Here is a 19,787-nt window from a genome sequence, read left to right as displayed (position 1 = left end):
GCTGGGGCAGGAAGGGGGATCAGAGGTCCGGCGCGGCGGGGACCGCGACGTAGACCGCGTCGAGCCGGTCCACGAGAAGGACGCGGGTGCCGGTTTCCATGGCCGGCGCGCCGGGGGCGGCGCGGGCGCGCAGGAAGTGGGTGTTGCCGTGGCGATCGAACGCCCGGACCTGTCCCGGCAGGCCGTCGTCGAGGGGGCCGAGGGTGACATCCGCCGTCGCGCCGACCAGATCATCGGCGGTGACGACGTAGCTCTCATCGCGCGGGATCAAGCGGGCGATGCCCCTGGTCGAGACGCGCAGGGCGGGAAGCGTCGCGGCGGCGGCGACCGGCACCGCCAGGAGGACGGGCAAAGGCGCGACGAGGGCGGCGGCGACACCCTGCACGACGAAGCCCGCCAGCGCGAAGAGGGCCAGTGCCAGGATCAGCAGGATCAGGAAGGGGACCCGGCCGAGATTGATCCAGGACATCAGCGCGGCCGGTGAGAACGCGCCCTCCGCATCCGCCGCGGTGGTTAGATCGCCGCCGCCGGCGGGATGGCCCGCGTCATAGCCCGTCTCGTGGCCGAGAGCGCCGTCCAGCAGGCCCGAGAGGGAGTGCCCGAGAAGGAGGAAAAGCGCCTCCACAACGACGAGGCCGGCCATCACCGCCGCCGCCAGGGTGAAGGGGAACAGGGCGGGGCCGACCAGGGCGCTCACGAAGGGCGGCCCTGCTTCAGCGCGGCCAGCCGCCGCTCGATGGCGTCGTCGCGGTGCAGCTGGTCCAGTTCCTCGACGGACGGATCGGCCGCCGCGGAGGCGGTGCCGGTGAGCCGGTCGATCGTGCGCAGCGACTGTTCGAGCTGGCGGGCGCGCTGTGCATCCTCGCCACCGTAGCCGGTGAGCGGGTCCGTCGCCTTGGGCGGGGGATTGCGCAGCAGCGCGATCCGGTGCTCCGCGTCGCGCCGGGCGGCATTGGCCGCCTGCATCGCCTTGGCGGCCGCCCCGTGACGCTCGCCCACCTCGGCGAGGCTCGAATCGATCGCCTCGATCTGGCTCTCTAGGTCGAGCTGGCGCGCGATGCCGGCGCGGGCCAGATCCTCGCGCCCGCTCGACAGCGCGAGCGACAGCTTCTCGGGCAGCGCGGACAGCTCTCCGTCGAGCTGGGCCCGGCGGGCGGTGAGGCGGTGCTCCTCGGCCTTGATCTTGCCGAGGTCGAGCCGGGCCTCGTGGATCACCGCATCGATCTCGCGCAGCGCCTGCTCGGCGACCGCGAGGCCGTTGCGGTCCTCCACCGCTTCGAGGGCGGCGTTGGACAGGCCGCCGATGATCCGGCCGACGCGGGTCAGGATGTTTTCGGGCATGCGGGTCTCCTCCTTCGGTGGCGTGACGGAGACGCCCACCTGGATGGTGAGCGTGTCGCCCGCGAGGGTGAGGCGGGCGCTGGAGATTTCGCGCCAGGGGCCGTCGTAGCCCTCGACGCGGTAGGGCATCGTGCGCCGGCCGCAGAGCGTGGCGAGGGTGATCTCCGAGGCGCCCTTCACGCTGAACAGCTTGTCGTCGAGCGGCATCGACGTGACGGATTCGGGATCGAAACCGGCTTTCCGCTGCGCGAAGTCGCGGATGCCGAGCGTGACGAGGCGGGCCGGCAACCCGGTCTCGTCGCGGATGCGCTGGTAGCCGTGCTCGATCAGGGCGACGACGTTAGCCCGCAGCCCATGCTCCCGGCGGATCTCCTCGAGGACAACGAGCATCCGCCGGTACGCCGCGAGCAGGGAGCGGACCGCATCGAGATCCGTCGGCTCGGGAAGGAGCCGGTAGATCAGGCGAGAGGGTAGGGTTCCTGATTTGGGCACGAGCCGAGACTAAAACACCCATTCGGTGTTTTCAAGGGCGGTGCACGCTCCGAGTGTTACACTTCGGCCGATTTACCCGCACCGGATGTGGACCTGCACGGTGCTCTCACACATGGTCACCGGGTCATCAGAGACAAATGAAACCTCAGATTAGCGTAGGTGCTTAAAGGCAACTCTTGAACCTTCAATCAAGCGTTGGAAGTTTCCACGAACCGTTGGTTCTCAGGGGACCGCACGCCTGATAAGGGTCCGCGATCTTCGCCGTGACTTCGACTCCCCCAGAACTGACATCACGCCAAACTCCTGCTTGTCGACATTCCCTTCTACACGCATATTCGAATGTCGGTGGGTGGAGTTGAGGCGATCATCCCTTCGCCGTGTTGAAGCCAAATGCCCGATACCACCAGCCGGCTGCCCGGAATTCGCAGCCCGGAATCGATCTGGCGGCCGCAACGGTTCTTCGCGCATCAACTGCAATCGGTGCGCGAGCTCGAATACGTAAACGACGGTGGTGGTCTCGCCGTCAATTTCTATCCGGTCTCCCGCGTGTCCCCGCAGGTTCGGGTCGAGGGCGGGCAGAGCCGAACCATGAGTCTCTGGCACACGCAATCGACCACGGGCTTCCTGACGATCCCGACGATCGAGGCCGATCTGTTCACGATCCGCTTCGTCACCAATGGGCAGATGATCCGCCGAAACTGGCGCGATGAGCAGGTCGTCACGCAAGGGTACGCAACGTTCAGCGCCTTGGAAGATATGCGCAACGGAGAAGCCTCCGCCGGTTTTTCCGCCATCAGCAGCACGATCGCCCGCGCGTCGCTCCTGGCGAGTTACCATGCTCTGGAGCAGAAACCGGATCGTCCGCTCCCGGTGCTGGAGCCGCTGACGTCGCTCGACAACATGGGAATGCGAGCGCTTCTGCTGTCTCTGGAGCAAATGCAGATTCGGTTGCGCGACGTGCGCACGGCGGATGATCTGTTTTTCCCGCTGCTTGAGGAAATCATCTCCTATCAGCTTCTGAGCGCCTGGCCGCGGGCGCCGGCCGCCGAACTGCCCTCGACCGGCAACCTCGCGGCGGCTCATGTTCGTCGCGCGATTGATTACATCGAAGCACATCTTGCCACTCCGCTCCGGCTTGCCGATGTCGCCGCCGTCGCGGGTGTCAGTGTTCGGTTGTTGCAGATGTCGTTCAAGCGCGAATTGAACATGACACCGGTCGAATTCATCATCGAACGGCGCCTGCAGCACGTTCACCGCGATCTCTGCAGAGAGGCTTATCGGGAGACGTCGATCGCCGATCTGGGCCGGCGATGGGGCTTTGCTCACATGAGTGACTTCGCGCAACGCTATCGGCGCCGGTTCGGATGTACACCCAGCGACACTCGGCGCGACATGCTACGCAAAGTAGAATGATCGAAATAGCATGATTGCGAAACGCTATAATAATCGCGAATACATTGCACCGACAAATTTTTAATCGATTGACACGACTATTGATCATCGAATACCTGATTCGAGCTCGGTAACATCTGAGCGCGCAGGTCTGGCGGTCCCCTTGTTCGCGATTGTTTCGATTGCGTGCGGGAACATGGATTTTTCAGGAGTCGTGGATGCCGAGGTTCTTCTTCAATACCAACGACGACGTGGAGTTATGCGACGAGGAGGGGACAGACCTGCCTGATCTGGAGGCAGCCCGTCGTGCCGCCATTCGCTATGCCGGCGAACTCTTGAGAGAGGCCGGGCCCTGCGTCGCATTCGGCGACACGTGGCAGCTCAGGGCAAGCGATGTGGACGAAGCGGTCGTGTTCACGATCGACGTCAAGGTCACGCTGGATCAGGCGGCGCTCTCTACGCCGTGTCGCGACGTCGCGCGTTGCCAGCAGCGGCCGAGAAGCCGACAGACCGATAGCGTCACACATTCGAACTGAGCCGGTCGCCGCGTCACGGAACCCAGGCACGCGATGAAGGCAAGCTGCTGGGCCTCAGGACCCGCGCCCCGGCCTCGACCGATACGGTCCCTCGCCGCCGATCGAAGGGGCCTTACCCGGCCTGCCGGATCGCCTCGCCCAGGATCATCGCGGCGCAAACCGCGACGTTGAGCGAGCGAAGGCCCGGCCGGATCGGAACCCGCACCCGGGCATCGGCGGCGGCGTGAACCGCGTCCGGCACACCGGCCGACTCGCGCCCCATCAGCACGCAATCGTCGCCGCGGAAGGCGTGCTGCGTGTAGGGCACTGAGCCGGTGGTGGTCGCCAGCACGAGGCGGATGCCCGCTTCCCGCCGCCATTCCTGGAAGGCGTCCCAGGAGCGGTGGCGGGTGATCGCCACATGGTCGAGATAGTCCAGCCCCGAGCGGCGCAGATTACGGGCGGACACGTCGAAACCGGCCGGCTCGATGATCTCCACTGCGATCCCGAGGCAGGCCGCCATGCGCAGCATCGTGCCCGTGTTCTGCGGGATGTCCGGCTGGTAGAGGGCGAGGCGAAGCATCGGCGGCGCGGGGAGCGGGGCGGGGCAGGGTCCTGCCTGCGGCATGGGCGCGGGGTTGGCCCGGCGTCAAGGAGGCTTACCTGAGCCTCTCCTTCCTCGCACGGTTTCCGACATCATGTTCCTCGACTGGCTCGAGCGCCGCATCGATCCGTTCGCGCCCTTCGATGACCGGCGCATGCCGCCCAAAACCGTGCTGGGCTTCGCGGGCTTCTACCTGCGCCCGATCCGCTCCGCGCTCATGGTGCTGTTCGTCATCGCCGTGGTGGCCGGCGGCATCGAGGCCTCGCTCTACCTGCTGATGCGCTGGTTCATCGACCTGATGAACGCGGCCGACCGCACGAGCGTGATCAGCGACAACGCGGTTCCGCTGACGCTCGCCGCGCTGCTCCTCCTCGTGGTGCGCCCCTTCACGATCTGGCTGCACGAGGTCATCTCGAACCAGCTGGTCGTGCCGCAATCGACCAACCAGATCCGTTGGCGCACGCATCTCTACACGCTCGGCCACTCGCTCTCTTACTTCCAGGCGGATTTCGCCGGGCGGCTCGCCAACCGCACCGTGCAGGTCGGGCCGGCAGTGCGCGAACTTGCCGTCGTGTTCATCGATACGCTGCTCTACGTGGCGATCTACGCGATCACCGCGATCGGGCTGTTCTCCTCGATCTCCGCGTGGCTCACCCTGCCCGTCGTGGCCTGGGTCGCGGCCTATGCCGCCCTGACGAGGTGGTTCGTGCCGCGCGCTCGCAAGCGCTCGCACTTGACCGCGGAGACCCGCTCGACCCTGATCGGCCGGGTGGTCGACAGCTACACCAATATCCTCACCGTCAAGCTGTTCGCCCGCGACCGCGAGGAGCGCGCCGCCGTGCGCGACGCGGTCGACACCCACACGAAAGCATACTTGCACCAGTTTCGGCTCACCACGCTGACGACGAGCCTGCTCGGGGTCCTCAACAGCCTGCTCCTGTTCACGACGGCCGCCGTCTGCTTCGCCCTGTGGCAGCGCGGCGCGATGACCACCGGCGAGGCTTCGGCCGGACTCGCGCTGATTCTTCGCCTGATGGCGATGTCGGGCTGGGTGATGCAGACCGTGCGCGGCGTGTTCGAGAATGTCGGCGTGATCCAGGAGAGCATGCAGACGATCGCCCGTCCGCACGGCCTCACCGACGTGCCGGGAGCGAAGACGCTGCATGTCACCGGCGGCGACATCCGCTTCGAGAACGTGGACTTCCACTACGGGCGGGGCGACGCCAGCATCATCGAGAACCTGTCCTTCCACATTCGCCCCGGCGAGAAGGTCGGACTCGTCGGCGTGAGCGGCGCGGGCAAGAGCACGATCACCGCGCTGCTCCTGCGCCTGCACGACGTCGAGGGCGGCCGCATCCTGATCGACGGCCAGGACATCGCCGGGGTGACGCAGGACAGCCTGCGCGGCGCCATCGCCATGGTCAGCCAGGACACCTCGCTGCTGCATCGCTCGATCCGCGACAATATCGGCTACGGCCGCCCGGACGCCACCGACGCCGAGATCGAGCAGGCGGCGCGGCTGGCGCATGCCCACGACTTCATCCTCGACCTCGTGGACCACAAGGGCCGGCGCGGCTACGACGCTCATGTCGGCGAGCGGGGCGTGAAGCTCTCCGGCGGGCAGCGCCAGCGCATCGCCATCGCCCGCGTCATCCTCAAGGACGCGCCGATCCTGATCCTCGACGAGGCGACGAGCGCGCTCGACAGCCAGGTCGAGGCGGCGATCCAGGAGGCGCTCGACACGCTGATGGGCGACAAGACGGTGCTCGCTATCGCCCACCGCCTCTCGACCATCGCTGCCCTCGACCGGCTGATCGTGATCGATCGCGGCCGGATCGTCGAGGAGGGCACGCATGCCGACCTGATCCGCCGCGGCGGCCTCTATGCCGACCTGTGGCGGCGCCAATCCGGCGGCTTCCTCGGGGATCGGGCGCCGGCTCCGGCCTCGTAAGCGAACTGACGGAGCGGGACACGTGACCTCCTCACCGAGCCTCGCGGCCGGCGGCCTCGAGCGGCCGCCGGCCTCGCACTGGCTCGACGAACTGCGCGCGACGCTGAAGCTGTCGGCGCCCCTCGTCCTCATCAATCTCGCCCAGCACGGGCTGGTCGCGTCGAACGCGGTGCTGCTCGGCCGGCTCGGCGCCGAGCCCATCGCCGCGGGCGCGCTCGCCACCAGCCTCTACCTGCTGCTGTTCATCGGCGGCATCGGCCTCACCTCGTCCGTGGCGCCCCTCGTCGCGGAAGCCGTCGGACAGGGGGCGGAGGCGGCCGGCGGGGTGCGGCGCACCGTGCGAGCGGGCCTGTGGGTCGGCTTCCTCGTGACGCTCGCGCTGATGCCGGCGCTCTGGTTCACCGAGGCGCTGCTCGGCCTGCTGCATCAGGAGCCGGCGGTCGCCCGCGATGCCGGCGCCTACATGCGGGTGCTGCAATGGTGGATGGTCCCGGCGCTCGCCTTCATGGTGCTGAAGGGCGCGCTCGCCGCACTCCAGCGGCCGGGTCCGCCGCTCGCCGTGAGCCTCGTGGCGCTGCCGCTCAATCTCGCCCTCGGCGCCTTCTTCGCCTTCGGGCCGCCCGAGCTCGGCATCGTCGGCGTGGCCCTCGGCACCGTCGTCACCGAATTCCTGGCGATCGGCGCGCTGATCGCGGTGATCCGGCTCGACCGCAACCTGCACCGCCACCGGATGTTCGCCCGTCTCTGGCAGCTCGACACCGAGCGCCTCGCCCGCGTGGTGCGGGTCGGCCTGCCGATGGGCGTGGCCGGCATCGCCGAGGCCGGTCTGTTCGAGGCGGCCACGGTGGCGATGGGCACCTTCGGCACGCTGCCGCTCGCCGCCCACGCGGTGACGCTCCAGATCGCCGCGACCTGCTTCATGGTGCCCAACGGCATCGGGCAGGCGGCCACGGTGCGGGTCGGCCGTGCCTACGGCGCCGCCGACCGGGCGGCCCTGCGCCGCGCCGGCGCCATTGCGCTCTGGCTCGGCTTCGGGTTCATGGTGGCCTGCGCCGGGCTGCAGCTTCTGGCCCCGCGCACGCTCATCGGCCTGTTCCTCGATGCGGACGCGCCCGGCGCCGCCGCCGTGTTTCCGGTGGCCGCCGGCTTCCTGATCTTCTCGGCCCTGTTCGCGATCTCGGACGGGGTGCAGTCGGTGGCTTTGGGCTGCCTGCGCGGCCTTCAGGACACCAAGGTGCCGATGCTGATCGCGCTGTTCGGCTACTGGGGTATCGGCGTGCCCCTCGGGGCGGCGCTGGCCTGGGGCGCCGGGATGGGCGGACGCGGCATCTGGGCTGGCTTCTGCGCCGGGCTGCTCTTCGTCTCCGTGGCGCTGGTGGTCCGTTGGCGGCGGCTCAGCACCGCGCGCCCGCGCGGCTCAAGCGCGCAGACGCCAGCCGGGCGGAACCGTGCCTGAAAGCCCCCCGTTCCCGTCCCCGACGACAGCGAGTGGGGGACGGGCGTGATGGCCGAGAAGGACGACCACGAGACGATCTGGAAGGACTTCAAGGGCGCGGTGAACATGACCGCCGCCGCCCTCGAGAAATTCCTGGAAACCGACGAGAGCCAGTCGGTCGGGCAGAAGAAGGATGGCGGCGAGGCCACCGGCCACAAGGAGGGCCGGCGCATCGTCGAGATCCTGCACAAGAAGAAGGCCGACCTCAGCGACGACGACTACGCCCACATGAAGAAGGTGGTGGGCTACGTGAACCGTCACCTCAAGCAGGGTGGGCCCGAGGACAAGTCCAAGACGAAGGACTCGCCCTGGCGGCTCTCGCTGATGAACTGGGGCCACGACCCGTTAAAGGATTGAGGCCCGCGACCGTTCAGGCAGTCGTTCAGGCAGCTTTGCGCCGCTCGGGGTAGAGCCCGGCCAAACCCTCCTCGGTCGCGGCGCAGACGCCGCGCTCGGTGATGAGGCCGGTGACGAGGCGGGACGGCGTCACGTCGAAGGCGGGGTTGGCCACCGGGCTTCCGGGCGACACCACGGCGACGGTGGCAAAGGCGCCGTCATCGGTGCGGCCGGTCAGATGCGTGACCTCGCGGGCGTCGCGCTCCTCGATCGGGATGTCGCGCACCCCGTCCGACAGGGTCCAGTCGATCGTCGAGAACGGCAGGGCGGCGTAGAACGGGATCCGGTTGTCGGAGGCCGCCAGTGCCTTCAGGTAGGTGCCGATCTTGTTGCAGACGTCGCCCGAGGCCGTGGTGCGGTCGGAGCCGACGATGCAGACATCGACCTGCCCGTGCTGCATCAGGTGGCCGCCGGCATTGTCGGCGATCACGGTGTGCGGCACGCCGTGGGCGTTGAGCTCGAAGGCGGTGAGCGCCGCGCCCTGGTTGCGCGGGCGGGTCTCGTCCACGAAGACGTGGACCGGCACGCCGGCATCGTGCGCCACGTAGATCGGCGCCAGCGCGGTACCCCAATCGACGGTGGCGAGCCAGCCGGCGTTGCAATGGGTCAGCACGTTGACCGGACCGCCCTTCTTCGCGGCGATCTCGGACAGGATCTTGGCGCCGTGCTCGCCGATGGCGCGGCAGCTCGCGACGTCCTCCTCGGCGATGGCGGCGGCCTCCGCGAAGGCGAGGGCCGCGCGCTCGGCTTCCGGCGCCCGGCGTAGCATGGCGGCCATCCGGTCCAGCGCCCAGCGCAGGTTGATCGCGGTCGGTCGCGTGGCGGCGAGCGTCGCGGAGGCGCGCTCGATCCCCGCCTCGCTCGCATCCTCCCGCATGGCCAGCGCGAGACCGTAGGCGGCGGTGACGCCGATCAGCGGCGCGCCGCGCACCACCATGGTGCGGATCGCCACCGCGGCGTCGTCGAGCGTCGCCAGCCGCTTGAGCTCGAAGACGAAGGGCAGGCGGGTCTGGTCGATGACCGTGACCGCGTCGCCGTCGGCCTCGAGGAAGATGGTGCGATAGGAACGTCCGTCGATCTTCATGGAATCCCTGTCGCACGAAGACCCTGCCGGTGCCAGTCCCGGAGATCTCCCGGACCGGCAGCGGCGAGGGCTAGCGTGCTAGCGCTTCACCCGCTCGACGTAGATGTCGATATAGGCGCTGTCGTCGAGGTCCAGCAGGTCGCGGATCATGCCCGGCAGCTTGCACAGCAGGGCCGGGATGGTGGGCGCCTCGGTGGCGAGGCCTGGCACCGGCGAATCGTGGACGAAGAAGACGCCGGCAGCCTCGTCCCAGGCGCAGCGGACGGTGAATTGGCGGGCCATCGCGCGATCCTCATGTTCGGAGGGAAGGGGGGCCGGCGCCGGAGGCGCCGTGCCGTCGCTGTCGAGGGGGCGGTCGGCCTCGTCCGCCCGGGCCTTGCCGGCCCTAGAAGCGGACGAGGCGAACACGTTTCACCTGTGGGATCGTTTCGATCGCCTTCAGAACCTCGGGGGAAACCTCGGCATCCACCGCCACGAAGGCGATGGCGTTGCCGCCCTTGGCCTCGCGGCCCATGGCGAAGGTCGCGAGGTTGACGCCCGCCTCGCCGAGCACTGAGCCGAAGCTGCCGACGAAGCCCGGCCTGTCGTGGTTGCGCACGTAGAGCATGAGCGGCGCGAAGGGCGCATCGATGCCGATCCCGCGGATCTCGATCACCCGCGGCTTGCCGTCGGTGAAGACGGTGCCTGCGGCGTCGCGCGGCATGTCCTCCGCATCCACCGTGATGCGCACCACCGACTCGTAGTCGCTGGCCCCGCCCTCGCGCTTGATCTCGTCGATGACGATCCCGCGGTCTCGGGCGATCACCGGGGCCGAGACCATGTTCACCTCTTGCAGGATCGGGCGCAGCACGCCGGTCACCGCCGCGGAGGTGAGCGCCCGGGTGTTCATCCCGGCGATCGCGCCCTCGTAGGTGATGCGGATGCCCTTGATCGGCGCTTCGGTGAGCTGGCCCAGGAGCGAGCCGAGCTTTTCGCAGAGCGCGACGAACGGCTTGAGGCGCGGCGTCTCCTCGGCCGAGATCGAGGGGAAGTTGATCGCGTTGGTGATGGCCCCGCTCAGCAGGTAGTCGGCCATCTGCTCGGCGACCTGAAGCGCCACGTTCTCCTGCGCCTCGGAGGTCGCGGCGCCGAGATGCGGCGTGCAGATCACGTTCGGGTGGCCGAAGAGCGGGTTCTCCGTCGCCGGCTCGGTCACGAACACGTCGAAGGCGGCACCCGCCACGTGGCCGGAATCGAGGGCGGCGCGCAGGGCCAACTCGTCGACGAGGCCGCCGCGGGCGCAGTTGACGATGCGCACGCCGGGCTTCGTCCGGGCGATGTTCTCCTCCGACAGGATGTTGCAGGTCTTGTCGGTGAGCGGCACGTGCAGGCTGATGAGGTCGGCCCGCGCCAGCAATGCGTCGAGCTCGACCTTCTCGACGCCGATCTCGACGGCGCGCTCCGGCGTCAGGAAGGGATCGTAGGCGACCACCTTCAGCTTCAGGCCGATCGCCCGGTCCGCGACCACGGCGCCGACATTGCCGCAGCCGATGACGCCGAGCGTCTTGCCCGTCAGCTCGACGCCCATGAAGCGGTTCTTCTCCCACTTGCCGGCCTGCGTCGAGGCGTCGGCGGCGGGGATCTGGCGCGCCAGCGCGAAGATCAGGGCGATGGCGTGCTCGGCGGTGGTGATCGAGTTGCCGAAGGGCGTGTTCATCACGATCACGCCTTTTGCGGTCGCCGCCGGCACGTCGACATTGTCGACGCCGATCCCGGCGCGGCCGATCACCTTGAGCCGCGTGGCCCGGGCGAGCAGCTTGGCCGTCACCTTGGTGGCGGAGCGGATGGCGAGGCCGTCATAGTCGCCGATGACGGCCGCCAGCGCCTCCTTGTCCTTGCCGAGGCCGGGCTGGAAATCGACCGCGATGCCGCGATCGCGGAAGATCTGGACGGCGGCTTCCGACAGGGCGTCGGAGACGAGGACCCTGGGTTTGGAAGGGATGGGTTGGGACACGGGAGCACCTCGCGTCATGCGGGCGCGCAGGATCGCTGCCTCTCGCGAGAGGGCATGGCCGGTCGCGGCGTCGCGCGAACGGGCGGATCGCTGGAGCGCGTCATAAGCAAATGGCCGGTCTCGCGACCGGCCATCGTGGCGTCTCAGACCGTCAGGCCGCCGCGGCGGCGAGCGCCGCCTTCTCCTGGGCGAAGGCCCAGTCGAGCCAGGGGGTGAGCGCGGCGATGTCGGAGGCCTCAACGGTGGCCCCGCACCAGATGCGCAGACCGGCCGGCGCGTCGCGGTAGGCGCCGAAGTCGAAGGCGACGCCCTCTTTCTCCAGGCGGCTGACGATGCCGGCGGCGACGGTCTTGACCACGGCGTCGCCCTTGGCGAGCACGTCCGGGTCGGTGATCACGAGGCACACGCCCGTGTTCGAGTAGGTCGCCGGATCCACCGCGAGGTGGCCGATCCAAGGGGTGCGCGCCACCCAGTCATGGACCACCCGAGCATTGGCGTCCGCCCGCGCATGGAGCGCGTCGAGGCCGCCGATGCTCTGCGCCCATGTCAGGGTGTCGAGGTAGTCCTCGACCGCCAGCATCGAGGGCGTGTTGATGGTGTCGCCCTTGAAGATGCCCTCGATCAGCTTGCCGCCCTTGGTCAGGCGGAACACCTTCGGGATCGGCCAGGCCGGCGTGTGACTCTCGAGGCGCGCCACGGCGCGGGGCGAGAGGATCAGCATGCCGTGCGCGGCCTCGCCGCCCATCACCTTCTGCCAGGAATAGGTGACGACATCGAGCTTGTCCCAGGGCAGCGGCATCGCGAAGGCGGCCGAGGTGGCGTCGCAGATGGTGACGCCCTCGCGGTCGTCGGCGATCCAGTCGCTGTGCGGGACCTTCACGCCGGCAGTGGTGCCGTTCCAGGTGAAGACGATGTCGTTGTTCTTGGTGTCGATCGCGTCGAGCTCGGGCAGGATGCCGTGCTCGCCGACATGCACGATCGGATCGATCTTGAGTTCCTTGAGCGCGTCGGTGACCCACTCGGCGCCGAAGGAATCCCAGGCCATGACCTCGACGGTCTTGGGGCCGAGCATCGACCACATCGCCATCTCGACGGCGCCGGTATCGGAGCCGGGGACGATGCCGATACGGTAATCGGCGGGGACGCGCAGGACCTTGCGGGTGAGTTCGATGGCCTCGGCGAGCTTGGCCTTGCCGGCGACCGAGCGGTGCGAGCGGCCCAAAGCCGCGCCGGAGAGGGCATCAAGGGTCCAGCCGGGACGCTTGGTCGTCGGGCCGGACGAAAAGTAAGGCACGCGCGGGCGCGCGGCGGGCATTTGAGCCGTCATGTCAGCCATCCTTCCAGATGAGCGCCTCCCGTTGGGGGGAGGTGTCCCGCCGCGGTGAATGACGGATCGCTTGCCGCGATGCAAGCGGCGTTTTCAAGGATTCAGATCCGCGTGTGCTGCAGGCAACAGAACGATAGTTCAGTTCTCGGAAGAACAGCGACGGAGAAAATCGATCTAAGGTTCGTCGCTCTGCAGCAGGTCGGGACGGCGCGCCCGCGTCAGCGCGCGGCTGCGCTCGGCCCGCCAGCGGGCGATGGCCGCGTGGTTGCCGCCCATCAGCACGTCGGGAATCGTCCGCCCCTCCCATTCCCGGGGCCGGGTGTAGTGCGGGTATTCGAGCAGGCCGCCCTCGAAGCTCTCCTCCACCCCGGAGGCGTGCTTGCCCATCACGCCGGGCAGCAGGCGCACGCAGGCATCGATCAGCACGAGGGCGGCGATCTCTCCGCCGGAGAGCACGTAGTCGCCGATGGAGACCTCTTCGAGGTTGCGCGCCTCGATCACCCGCTCGTCCACCCCCTCGAAGCGCCCGCAGACGATGATCGCGCCGGGCCCCCCGGCCAGGGCCCGCACCCGCGCCTGCGTCAGCGGTTTTCCGCGCGGGGACATGAGCAGGCGCGGGCGGGCGTCGTCCGGGGCAGCCGCGGCGTCGATGGCGGCTCCGAGCACGTCGCAGCGCAGAACCATTCCGGCCCCGCCGCCGGCGGGCGTGTCGTCCACGTTGCGGTGGCGGCCGAGCCCGTGCTCGCGGATCTGCCGCGGCTCTAGGCTCCACGCTCCGCGGGCGAGCGCGTCCCCGGACAGGGAATGACCCAGCGGGCCGGGGAACATCTCCGGGTAGAGGGTCAGGACAGTGACCCGCCAGGGGGCGGACGTGGCAGGATCGACGGGCTCGCTCATGCCGCTTGATGGCGACGTGGGCCGGACCGGTCAATGAGGGCGCACCGGCCCGTCAGCGCCGGGCGAGTGGAGGACGCTGCCTCGGTTCCGCTCGGTGGCGGTGGTCGAGGTGCGGCCGGGACGAGGGGCGCAGCCGGCGACCGTGCCCTATTCTCTGCCGACCGGCCGGTGGAGCGGCGAAGGGCTCCGTCATCGGCTGAGCCATCGGCTCGGCCGAGTGGGGCATCGTGGCGCCGAACGGATCCGGCCGTCCCAGGGGGATGCCCACCGTTGCACCGGGGAAGCCCTGCGCTGACGCCGGGGAGGCCGGCAGTGCGAGGAAGGCGAGGAGGAGGATCGGGCGGCGCATGGCGTCTCTCGCTCGGGTTTCGGTTGGAGCCACTTCCTTGCGAACGGGGCGCACGCCCGATGGTTCGCAGCGCGGCCGAGACGCGCGGGGCGGGCACGTTCGTCCATGCCGGGACTTATCCGGGGCATGATCCGCTTCTTCGCCATTCTCCTCTCGTTGACCCTGCCGGCCTCCGCGGCCGAGCCGCTCGCGCCGCCCGGCGTACCGTCCGAACGCTTTGCCAAGCCCGACCGGCCGGTGGCCGAGATCGTCGCTCCGCAATGGGCGAACGAGCGGGAGCGCGACGGGGCCGACGAGGTCGGGCAGGTCGCGCGCCTGATGCGCATCGCGCCCGGCGAGACGGTGGCCGATATCGGCGCCGGCAACGGCTACTACGTGTTCCGCCTGAGCCCGCGCGTCGGTCCGCAGGGCCGCGTCCTGGCGCAGGATATCACGCCGGCTTATCTCGCCGATCTCGAGCGCCGTGTTGCCGAATGGGGCCTGTCGAACGTCACCGTGGTGCGCGGCGAGCCGCATGACCCTCGGCTGCCGCCGGGCTCGGTCGATGCGGCGGTGCTGGTCCACATGTACCACGAGATCGCCCAGCCCTTCGGCCTGCTCTGGAACCTCGCCGCGGCGATGAGGCCCGGCGGACGGGTCGGCATCGTCGATGCCGACGCGATCCCCTCGCGCCACGGCACGCCGCCCAAGCTCCTGCGCTGCGAACTCGCCGCGGTCGGTTTTCGCGAGGTGTCGATGACGCGGCTGAAGGGCGGGGTCGGCTATCTCGCGGTGTTCGAAGCCCCGGCGCCGGAGCGGCGGCCGGAGCCGGAGGCGATCCGGCCCTGCCGGGATGCGGCGACGCGGGAGACGCGCTGACCGCCTTTACCGAATCGGAGGGTTTGGCGGTCACGCTGGCGGGCCCCGTCCCTTCGATCGATCCCGCGATGATTCTCGGCCTCTGGCTCGACCAACCCGTCTGGCTGATGTTCACCCTGCTGGCGGGTGTCTTCCTCGCGGTCTGCCTCGTCCTGAGCCTGCTCACCAATCTGCCTTGGACGCGGGGCGGGATGCGCCTCCTCGCGACCGGAATCGTGCCGCCCTATATCGGCGTCGTCGCGGTTCTTCTCGCGCTGCTGACCGGCTTCGTCGCCAACGATGCCTGGGAGCGCCAGCGGCAGGCGAGCCGCGTGCTGCAGGCGGAGCGCTCGCACGCGCTGGCGGTCTACGATCTCAGCATCGCCTCGGCGCCCGACATGAGCGGCCTGCGCACCTCGCTGTTCGCCTATCTCGAGGCGGTGGTGAAGGAGGAGTGGCCCTCCATGGCCGCGACCGGCGCCTCGGCGCAATCGGCGGGCCAGGCGCTCGGGCGTCTGCTCCAGACGGCGGCCGACCCGCGCACCGCCGCGGAGGCGGGGGAGGCCACCCATGCGGCCCTGCTCGAAGCGGTGATGCAACTGCGCTCGGCCCGCAGCGAACGCCTCGCGCTGAGCGCCGCCCGCAGCGATGAGAGCAAGTGGCTGACGCTCCTCGTCCTTGCCACCCTGACGCTGACGGCGATCGCCCTCGTCCATTGCGAGCGCCCGCTCGCGCAGGCCACGACGCTGTTCCTGTTCTCGGCCGCGATGGTGACGACCCTCGGCGTGATCGCCCTGCACGAGCGCCCGTTCGACGGTCCCCTGGCGCTGTCGCCCGAGCCGATCCGCCTCGCCCGCGCCGCGATGGAAGCGGGCACACGCTGATCGATGATCAGCCCGGATCGTCGGCGGGCTTCGGCCCCGGCGGGGCGAACAGGTCCTCCGGCGGGTCCGCGACGACCTTTCCGCCGGCGATGTCGAGGCTCGGCACGAAGGCCTTTGTAAAGGGTAGCAGCGCGGTCGGGCCGCCGGCCGCCGGACGGATCTCGAGCAGGTCGCCGCCGCCGTAGTTCGGCACCGCCACGATGGTGCCGATCGCCGTCCCGTTGCCGTCCTCGACCGTGAGCCCGATCAGGTCGGTGAGGAAGAACTCGTCCTCGTCCTCGGCCTGCCCGAGGCGTTCGCGGGCGATGGCGAGAGTGACGCGGTTGAGGGCCTCGGCGCCGCTGCGGTCATCGACGCCCTGCACCCGCACGATCAGCAGGTCGGGCGATCCGCCGGGGGCGGGCCGGGCGTCCTTGAGTTCGAGGGTGCGGCCGTCGGAAGCGCGCAGGGGACCGTAGCCCGCAATCGCCAGGGGTTCGCCGGTGTAGGATTTCAGGCGCACTTCGCCGTGCAGGCCGTGCGGCCGGCCGAATTCACCGAGCAGGACGAGGCCCGGATCGGGCGAGGCGGGCGGGACGGATTTGGCGCCTTGCGGCTTGCGGGCCGAGGTGACGGCCTCCGGAGCGAGGCGTTCGGCGGACCGCGCAGGTCCACGCGATGAGGATCCGGGGCGGCGGGCCATGCAAGGTGCCTCGATGACGGCGCGTTCGTCCCTTCCTCAAACAGGAAAGGAGCGAGGGGCGGGGGGTGATGCTGGCAGAGGCGCAACGGTGCCCGTTGCGCGACCCCCGCCCCTAAACCCTCCCCCGCGAGGGGGAGGGAGGCGATCGGCTCAGGCCGCGGCGTCTTCGGCCGGGGCGGCGGCCTTCTCGGCGCGCTTGGCGGCGCGCTCCTTGGACTTCTCGCCCGGCTCCGCCTTCTGCGGGTTGTTGCGGGCCGGGCGCTTGGCGAGGCCGGCGGCGTCGAGGAAGCGCAGGACGCGGTCGGTCGGCTGCGCGCCCTTGGCGAGCCAGGACTGGATCTTCTCGTTGTCGAGGACGATGCGGGCCGGATCGTCCTTGGCCTTCATCGGGTCGTAGGCGCCGACCTTGTCGATGAAGCGGCCGTCGCGCGGGGCGCGGGCGTCGGCGACGACGATGCGGTAGTAGGGGCGCTTCTTGGCGCCGCCGCGGGTGAGACGGATCTTGAGGGACATCAGTCGTTCCTTTCGGTGTCGTGTTTGTGCGGAGTGTTGTGATCGACGCTTTCGGCGATCGTCCGGTGGTGCCGAATGACTTCCTTGACCACGAAGGCCAGGAACTTCTCGGCGAAATCGGGGTCGAGCTTGGCTTCGACCGCGAGATTCCTCAGGCGCTTGACCTGACGCGCCTCCCGGTCCGGATCCGAGGGAGGCAGGCCCTTGCGGGCCTTCAGCTCGCCGACCCGCTGGGTGCAGCGGAAGCGCTCGGCGAGCAGATGGATGAGCGCGGCATCGAAGTTGTCGATGCTCTCGCGCAGGCTTGCCAGCTCGGGATCGATTCCTTGCGCGGACAAGATCGTCATTTCTTCTTACCCGGCAGGAAGCCGCCCAGCCCCGGCAGCTTCGGTCCGCCCAGGCCCGGAAGGCCCGGCATCTTTCCGCCGCCCATGCCCGCCGGCATCGGCGGAAGCTTGCCGCCGAACTGCCGCTCGATCTCGGCGATCTGCTCCGGCGTCGGCTCGGGCATGCCCGGGGGCAGCTTCATGCCGCCGGGAAGGCCGCCCGGCATGCCGCCGCCGAGCCCGAACATGCTGCCCAGCGCCTGGCCGATGCCGCCGCGCTTGCCCGATCCCATCGCCTTCATCATGTCGGCCATGGTCCGGTGCATCTTGAGGAGCTTGTTGATCTCCTCGACCTTCACGCCGGCGCCCGCCGCGATGCGCTTCTTGCGGCTGTTCTTGAGGATGTCGGGGTTCTTGCGCTCCTGCGCCGTCATCGAGGAGATGATGGCGCGCTGGCGCTTGAACATCTTCTCGTCGAGATTGGCGCCCTCGACCTGCTTCTTGATCTGCCCCATGCCGGGCAGCATCCCCATCAGCCCGCCGATGCCGCCCATCTTCTCCATCTGGGCGAGCTGCATCGACAGGTCTTCGAGGTCGAACTTGCCCTTCCGCATCTTCTCGGCGGTGCGCAGGGCCTGTTCGTGGTCGATGGTCTCGGCCGCCTTCTCCACGAGCGAGACGATGTCGCCCATGCCGAGGATGCGGTTGGCCACCCGCTGCGGGTGGAACTCTTCGAGCGCATCGACCTTCTCGCCGACGCCGACGAGCTTGATCGGCTTGCCCGTGACGGCGCGCATGGAGAGCGCCGCGCCGCCGCGGGAATCGCCGTCCATGCGGGTGAGCACGATGCCGGTGACGCCGAGCCGCTGGTCGAAGGCCCGCGCCGTGTTGACCGCGTCCTGGCCGGTGAGCGCGTCGGCCACCAGCAGCACTTCGTGCGGGTTGGTCGCCGCCTTCACCTCGGCGGCCTCAGCCATCAGGCCCTCGTCGACCGTGGTGCGGCCGGCGGTGTCGAGCATTACCACGTCGAAGCCGCCGAGCCGGGCGGCCTCCATGGCGCGCCGGGCGATCTGCACCGCCGACTGGCCGGCGACGATCGGCAGGCTCTCGACCTCGACCTGCTTGGCGAGCACCGCGAGCTGCTCCATCGCCGCGGGGCGACGGGTGTCGAGGGAGGCGAGCAGAACCCGGCGCTTCTCGCGCTGGTTCAGCCGGCGCGCGATCTTGGCGGTGGTGGTGGTCTTGCCCGAGCCCTGGAGGCCGACCATCAGGATGGCGACGGGGGCGGGGGCGTTGAGGTCGACGACGCTGGCATCGGTGCCGAGCATCGCGATGAGCTCGTCGTTGACGATCTTCACGACCATCTGGCCGGGCGTCACCGACTTGAGCACGACGGCGCCCACCGCCTTCTCGCGCACCTTGTCGGTGAACGAGCGCACCACTTCGAGGGCGACGTCTGCCTCCAGCAGGGCGCGGCGCACCTCGCGCATGGCGGCGGTGACGTCGGCTTCCGTCAGCGCGCCGCGGCGCGTCAGCCCGGAGAGGATGCCGGAAAGGCGATCGGAAAGGCCTTCGAACATGCGGGTTCAGAGGTCCTTACTGGTGAAGGCCGGCATTGGCCACGCGGCGGGCGCGCAGCGCGTCCTCGAAGGCCGCCACCGCGCGGGCGAACTTGTCCCGGCACTCCGCATTGCAGAAGCCGACCACCGCGCCGTTGTAGAGGGTCAGCGCCTCGGGCACGATCGGCTTGCCCGACCACGGGCAGAAATCGTTGACCGCATCCTCGATGCGAAGGGTGGTCTCGTTCGCGGGCGCCATGGCAGGGCTCGTTTGACGCTTCGGCGAAAGTCCGGCAACGACAAGGGCGCCCGAGGGCGCAGACGCGCTGTCGGACGTTGACCTCCGGCCTCTCGGGCCGGTCGGCGGCTCATCGTGACGTTCGAACGTCGAAATGGAAGCCGGGCGGATAGGCCCTGGACCGCGCCAAGTCAATCCCGACCGGGCCCGAGCCCTTCTCGATCCGGAAGCCGATGGCCGCACGCGGATCGACCCGTGATCGCACCCGAAACGGCGGGAAGCGGAGGGTCGAACTTTACCCTTCGTTAAGCATGTTGAGCTCTGATGAGCGAAGACGCACCGCTGAGGGTGCCCGAGGACGACCCGATGTCGGAACCCGCGCGACAGGCCCCATCTTCCGAGTCCGGTCCCCGGTCTCCGATCAGCAGCGCGCCGCTGCGAGACTGGCTTGCCACCATGCGCGCGACGATGTCCGAGGCCAAATCCGTCGAGATCCCTGAGGTCGAAGCCGTTCCCGCCGAGCCGGACACCGAATCGCGCGGCACCACTTGGTCGCCCCGCCTCGTCTCCGCCGCCGCGAAGCCGGCCGAATCCGCCGACGAGGACGTTGCCGAGATCATGGCCGAGAACATGATGCTGAAGGCCCGGCTCCGGCTGGAGGCCGAGCGCCGCGACGAGCTTCAGGTCATCCTGGCCCAGGAGATCCGCGAGCTGCGCGCCCACATCGCCGAGGAAGTCGGCAAGATGGAGGATCTGCGGGCCGAGCGCGATCTTTGGCGCGCCCGCTGCGAGGCCCTGGCCGCGCCGTTGTTCCAGGCCCAGCCGCGCTAGAGCAACATCCCGAAAGGTGGTTTGCAGCTTTCGGGAAAAGATGAGGCAAAAACAAAAGCCTAGCGCATCGTGCCGGATCCG

21 protein-coding genes are annotated in these 19,787 nt (G+C 69.3%); 8 read left to right on the top strand and 13 right to left on the bottom strand.

The window, feature by feature from the left end; all coding sequences use genetic code 11:
- Positions 1–19: 19 nt before the first annotated feature.
- Entirely contained in the window at positions 20–697 is a 678-nt protein-coding gene (locus MPPM_RS03345) for an OB-fold-containig protein (RefSeq protein ID WP_280176347.1), read from the bottom strand.
- Entirely contained in the window at positions 694–1,833 is a 1,140-nt protein-coding gene (locus MPPM_RS03340) for a PspA/IM30 family protein (RefSeq protein ID WP_096483841.1), read from the bottom strand. The genes MPPM_RS03345 and MPPM_RS03340 overlap by 4 nt, the downstream gene beginning before the upstream one ends.
- 390 nt (positions 1,834–2,223) lie before the next feature.
- Here MPPM_RS03340 and MPPM_RS03335 point away from each other — a divergent pair, with 390 nt between their 5' ends.
- Positions 2,224–3,246 carry a helix-turn-helix transcriptional regulator gene (locus tag MPPM_RS03335; RefSeq protein ID WP_096483840.1) on the top strand — a complete coding sequence of 341 codons (1,023 nt, stop codon included), beginning with the start codon at positions 2,224–2,226 and terminating at the stop codon, positions 3,244–3,246.
- A gap of 197 nt (positions 3,247–3,443) precedes the next feature.
- Complete coding sequence (locus MPPM_RS03330) at positions 3,444–3,761, top strand: DUF6894 family protein (protein WP_096483839.1); 318 nt, start codon at positions 3,444–3,446, stop codon at positions 3,759–3,761.
- A gap of 112 nt (positions 3,762–3,873) precedes the next feature.
- Here the strand turns inward: MPPM_RS03330 and MPPM_RS03325 are convergent, their stop codons facing one another.
- Positions 3,874–4,323, bottom strand: a complete 450-nt coding sequence (locus tag MPPM_RS03325) for a tRNA (cytidine(34)-2'-O)-methyltransferase (RefSeq protein ID WP_096483838.1) — start codon at positions 4,321–4,323, stop codon at positions 3,874–3,876.
- Positions 4,324–4,438: 115 nt separating this feature from the next.
- Here MPPM_RS03325 and MPPM_RS03320 point away from each other — a divergent pair, with 115 nt between their 5' ends.
- Genes MPPM_RS03320 through MPPM_RS03310 form a run of 3 tightly spaced genes read left to right on the top strand, consistent with a single transcriptional unit; the run spans position 4,439 to position 8,147 of the window.
- On the top strand, positions 4,439–6,295 hold the full coding sequence (locus tag MPPM_RS03320) for an ABC transporter ATP-binding protein (RefSeq protein ID WP_096483837.1): 1,857 nt from the start codon (positions 4,439–4,441) through the stop codon (positions 6,293–6,295).
- Positions 6,296–6,317: 22 nt separating this feature from the next.
- Entirely contained in the window at positions 6,318–7,751 is a 1,434-nt protein-coding gene (locus MPPM_RS03315) for an MATE family efflux transporter (protein WP_096483836.1), read from the top strand.
- Positions 7,752–7,799: 48 nt separating this feature from the next.
- Complete coding sequence (locus MPPM_RS03310) at positions 7,800–8,147, top strand: DUF3140 domain-containing protein (protein ID WP_096483835.1); 348 nt, start codon at positions 7,800–7,802, stop codon at positions 8,145–8,147.
- Between the two features lie 25 nt (positions 8,148–8,172).
- Here the strand turns inward: MPPM_RS03310 and mtnA are convergent, their stop codons facing one another.
- From mtnA to trmD, 5 genes are all read right to left on the bottom strand, one after another.
- Positions 8,173–9,270, bottom strand: a complete 1,098-nt coding sequence (gene mtnA / locus MPPM_RS03305; protein ID WP_096483834.1) for an S-methyl-5-thioribose-1-phosphate isomerase — start codon at positions 9,268–9,270, stop codon at positions 8,173–8,175.
- Positions 9,271–9,348: 78 nt separating this feature from the next.
- Complete coding sequence (locus MPPM_RS03300; protein WP_096487694.1) at positions 9,349–9,552, bottom strand: DUF1902 domain-containing protein; 204 nt, start codon at positions 9,550–9,552, stop codon at positions 9,349–9,351.
- Positions 9,553–9,655: 103 nt separating this feature from the next.
- Entirely contained in the window at positions 9,656–11,263 is a 1,608-nt protein-coding gene (serA, locus tag MPPM_RS03295) for a phosphoglycerate dehydrogenase (protein WP_432419838.1), read from the bottom strand.
- Positions 11,264–11,414: 151 nt separating this feature from the next.
- Positions 11,415–12,590 (bottom strand): phosphoserine transaminase, encoded by a 1,176-nt coding sequence (locus MPPM_RS03290; protein ID WP_096483832.1) that lies wholly within the window; start codon positions 12,588–12,590, stop codon positions 11,415–11,417.
- A 174-nt stretch (positions 12,591–12,764) separates the two neighbouring features.
- Positions 12,765–13,487, bottom strand: coding sequence for a tRNA (guanosine(37)-N1)-methyltransferase TrmD (gene trmD, locus MPPM_RS03285; RefSeq protein WP_096483831.1), 723 nt, complete (start codon positions 13,485–13,487; stop codon positions 12,765–12,767).
- 475 nt (positions 13,488–13,962) lie between these two features.
- Here trmD and MPPM_RS03280 point away from each other — a divergent pair, with 475 nt between their 5' ends.
- Both MPPM_RS03280 and MPPM_RS03275 read left to right on the top strand, forming a co-directional pair.
- On the top strand, positions 13,963–14,694 hold the full coding sequence (locus MPPM_RS03280; RefSeq protein ID WP_096487693.1) for a class I SAM-dependent methyltransferase: 732 nt from the start codon (positions 13,963–13,965) through the stop codon (positions 14,692–14,694).
- A gap of 68 nt (positions 14,695–14,762) precedes the next feature.
- Complete coding sequence (locus MPPM_RS03275; protein ID WP_096487692.1) at positions 14,763–15,557, top strand: bestrophin-like domain; 795 nt, start codon at positions 14,763–14,765, stop codon at positions 15,555–15,557.
- A 7-nt stretch (positions 15,558–15,564) separates the two neighbouring features.
- On the opposite strand, the gene rimM is transcribed toward MPPM_RS03275, so the two are convergent.
- From rimM to MPPM_RS03250, 5 genes are all read right to left on the bottom strand, one after another.
- A complete protein-coding gene (gene rimM / locus MPPM_RS03270) occupies positions 15,565–16,239 on the bottom strand; it encodes a ribosome maturation factor RimM (protein ID WP_096483830.1) in 675 nt (224 codons plus the stop codon).
- Positions 16,240–16,389: 150 nt separating this feature from the next.
- Positions 16,390–16,752: a 30S ribosomal protein S16 gene (gene rpsP, locus MPPM_RS03265; protein ID WP_012452566.1), complete on the bottom strand. Its 363-nt coding sequence runs from the start codon at positions 16,750–16,752 to the stop codon at positions 16,390–16,392.
- Positions 16,752–17,099 (bottom strand): chorismate mutase, encoded by a 348-nt coding sequence (locus MPPM_RS03260; protein WP_096483829.1) that lies wholly within the window; start codon positions 17,097–17,099, stop codon positions 16,752–16,754. Before MPPM_RS03260 ends, rpsP begins: the two co-directional genes overlap by 1 nt.
- Positions 17,096–18,658, bottom strand: a complete 1,563-nt coding sequence (gene ffh, locus MPPM_RS03255) for a signal recognition particle protein (RefSeq protein WP_096483828.1) — start codon at positions 18,656–18,658, stop codon at positions 17,096–17,098. The genes MPPM_RS03260 and ffh overlap by 4 nt, the downstream gene beginning before the upstream one ends.
- 16 nt (positions 18,659–18,674) lie before the next feature.
- Positions 18,675–18,896, bottom strand: coding sequence for an eL24 family ribosomal protein (locus tag MPPM_RS03250; protein WP_096483827.1), 222 nt, complete (start codon positions 18,894–18,896; stop codon positions 18,675–18,677).
- Positions 18,897–19,199: 303 nt separating this feature from the next.
- Here MPPM_RS03250 and MPPM_RS03245 point away from each other — a divergent pair, with 303 nt between their 5' ends.
- On the top strand, positions 19,200–19,706 hold the full coding sequence (locus MPPM_RS03245; RefSeq protein WP_096483826.1) for a hypothetical protein: 507 nt from the start codon (positions 19,200–19,202) through the stop codon (positions 19,704–19,706).
- The last annotated feature ends 81 nt before the right edge of the window (positions 19,707–19,787 follow it).

Origin of the sequence: Methylorubrum populi, assembly GCF_002355515.1 — a bacterium.
GTDB lineage: Bacteria > Pseudomonadota > Alphaproteobacteria > Rhizobiales > Beijerinckiaceae > Methylobacterium > Methylobacterium populi_A.
This window is presented reverse-complemented; position numbering and strand designations above follow the sequence as displayed.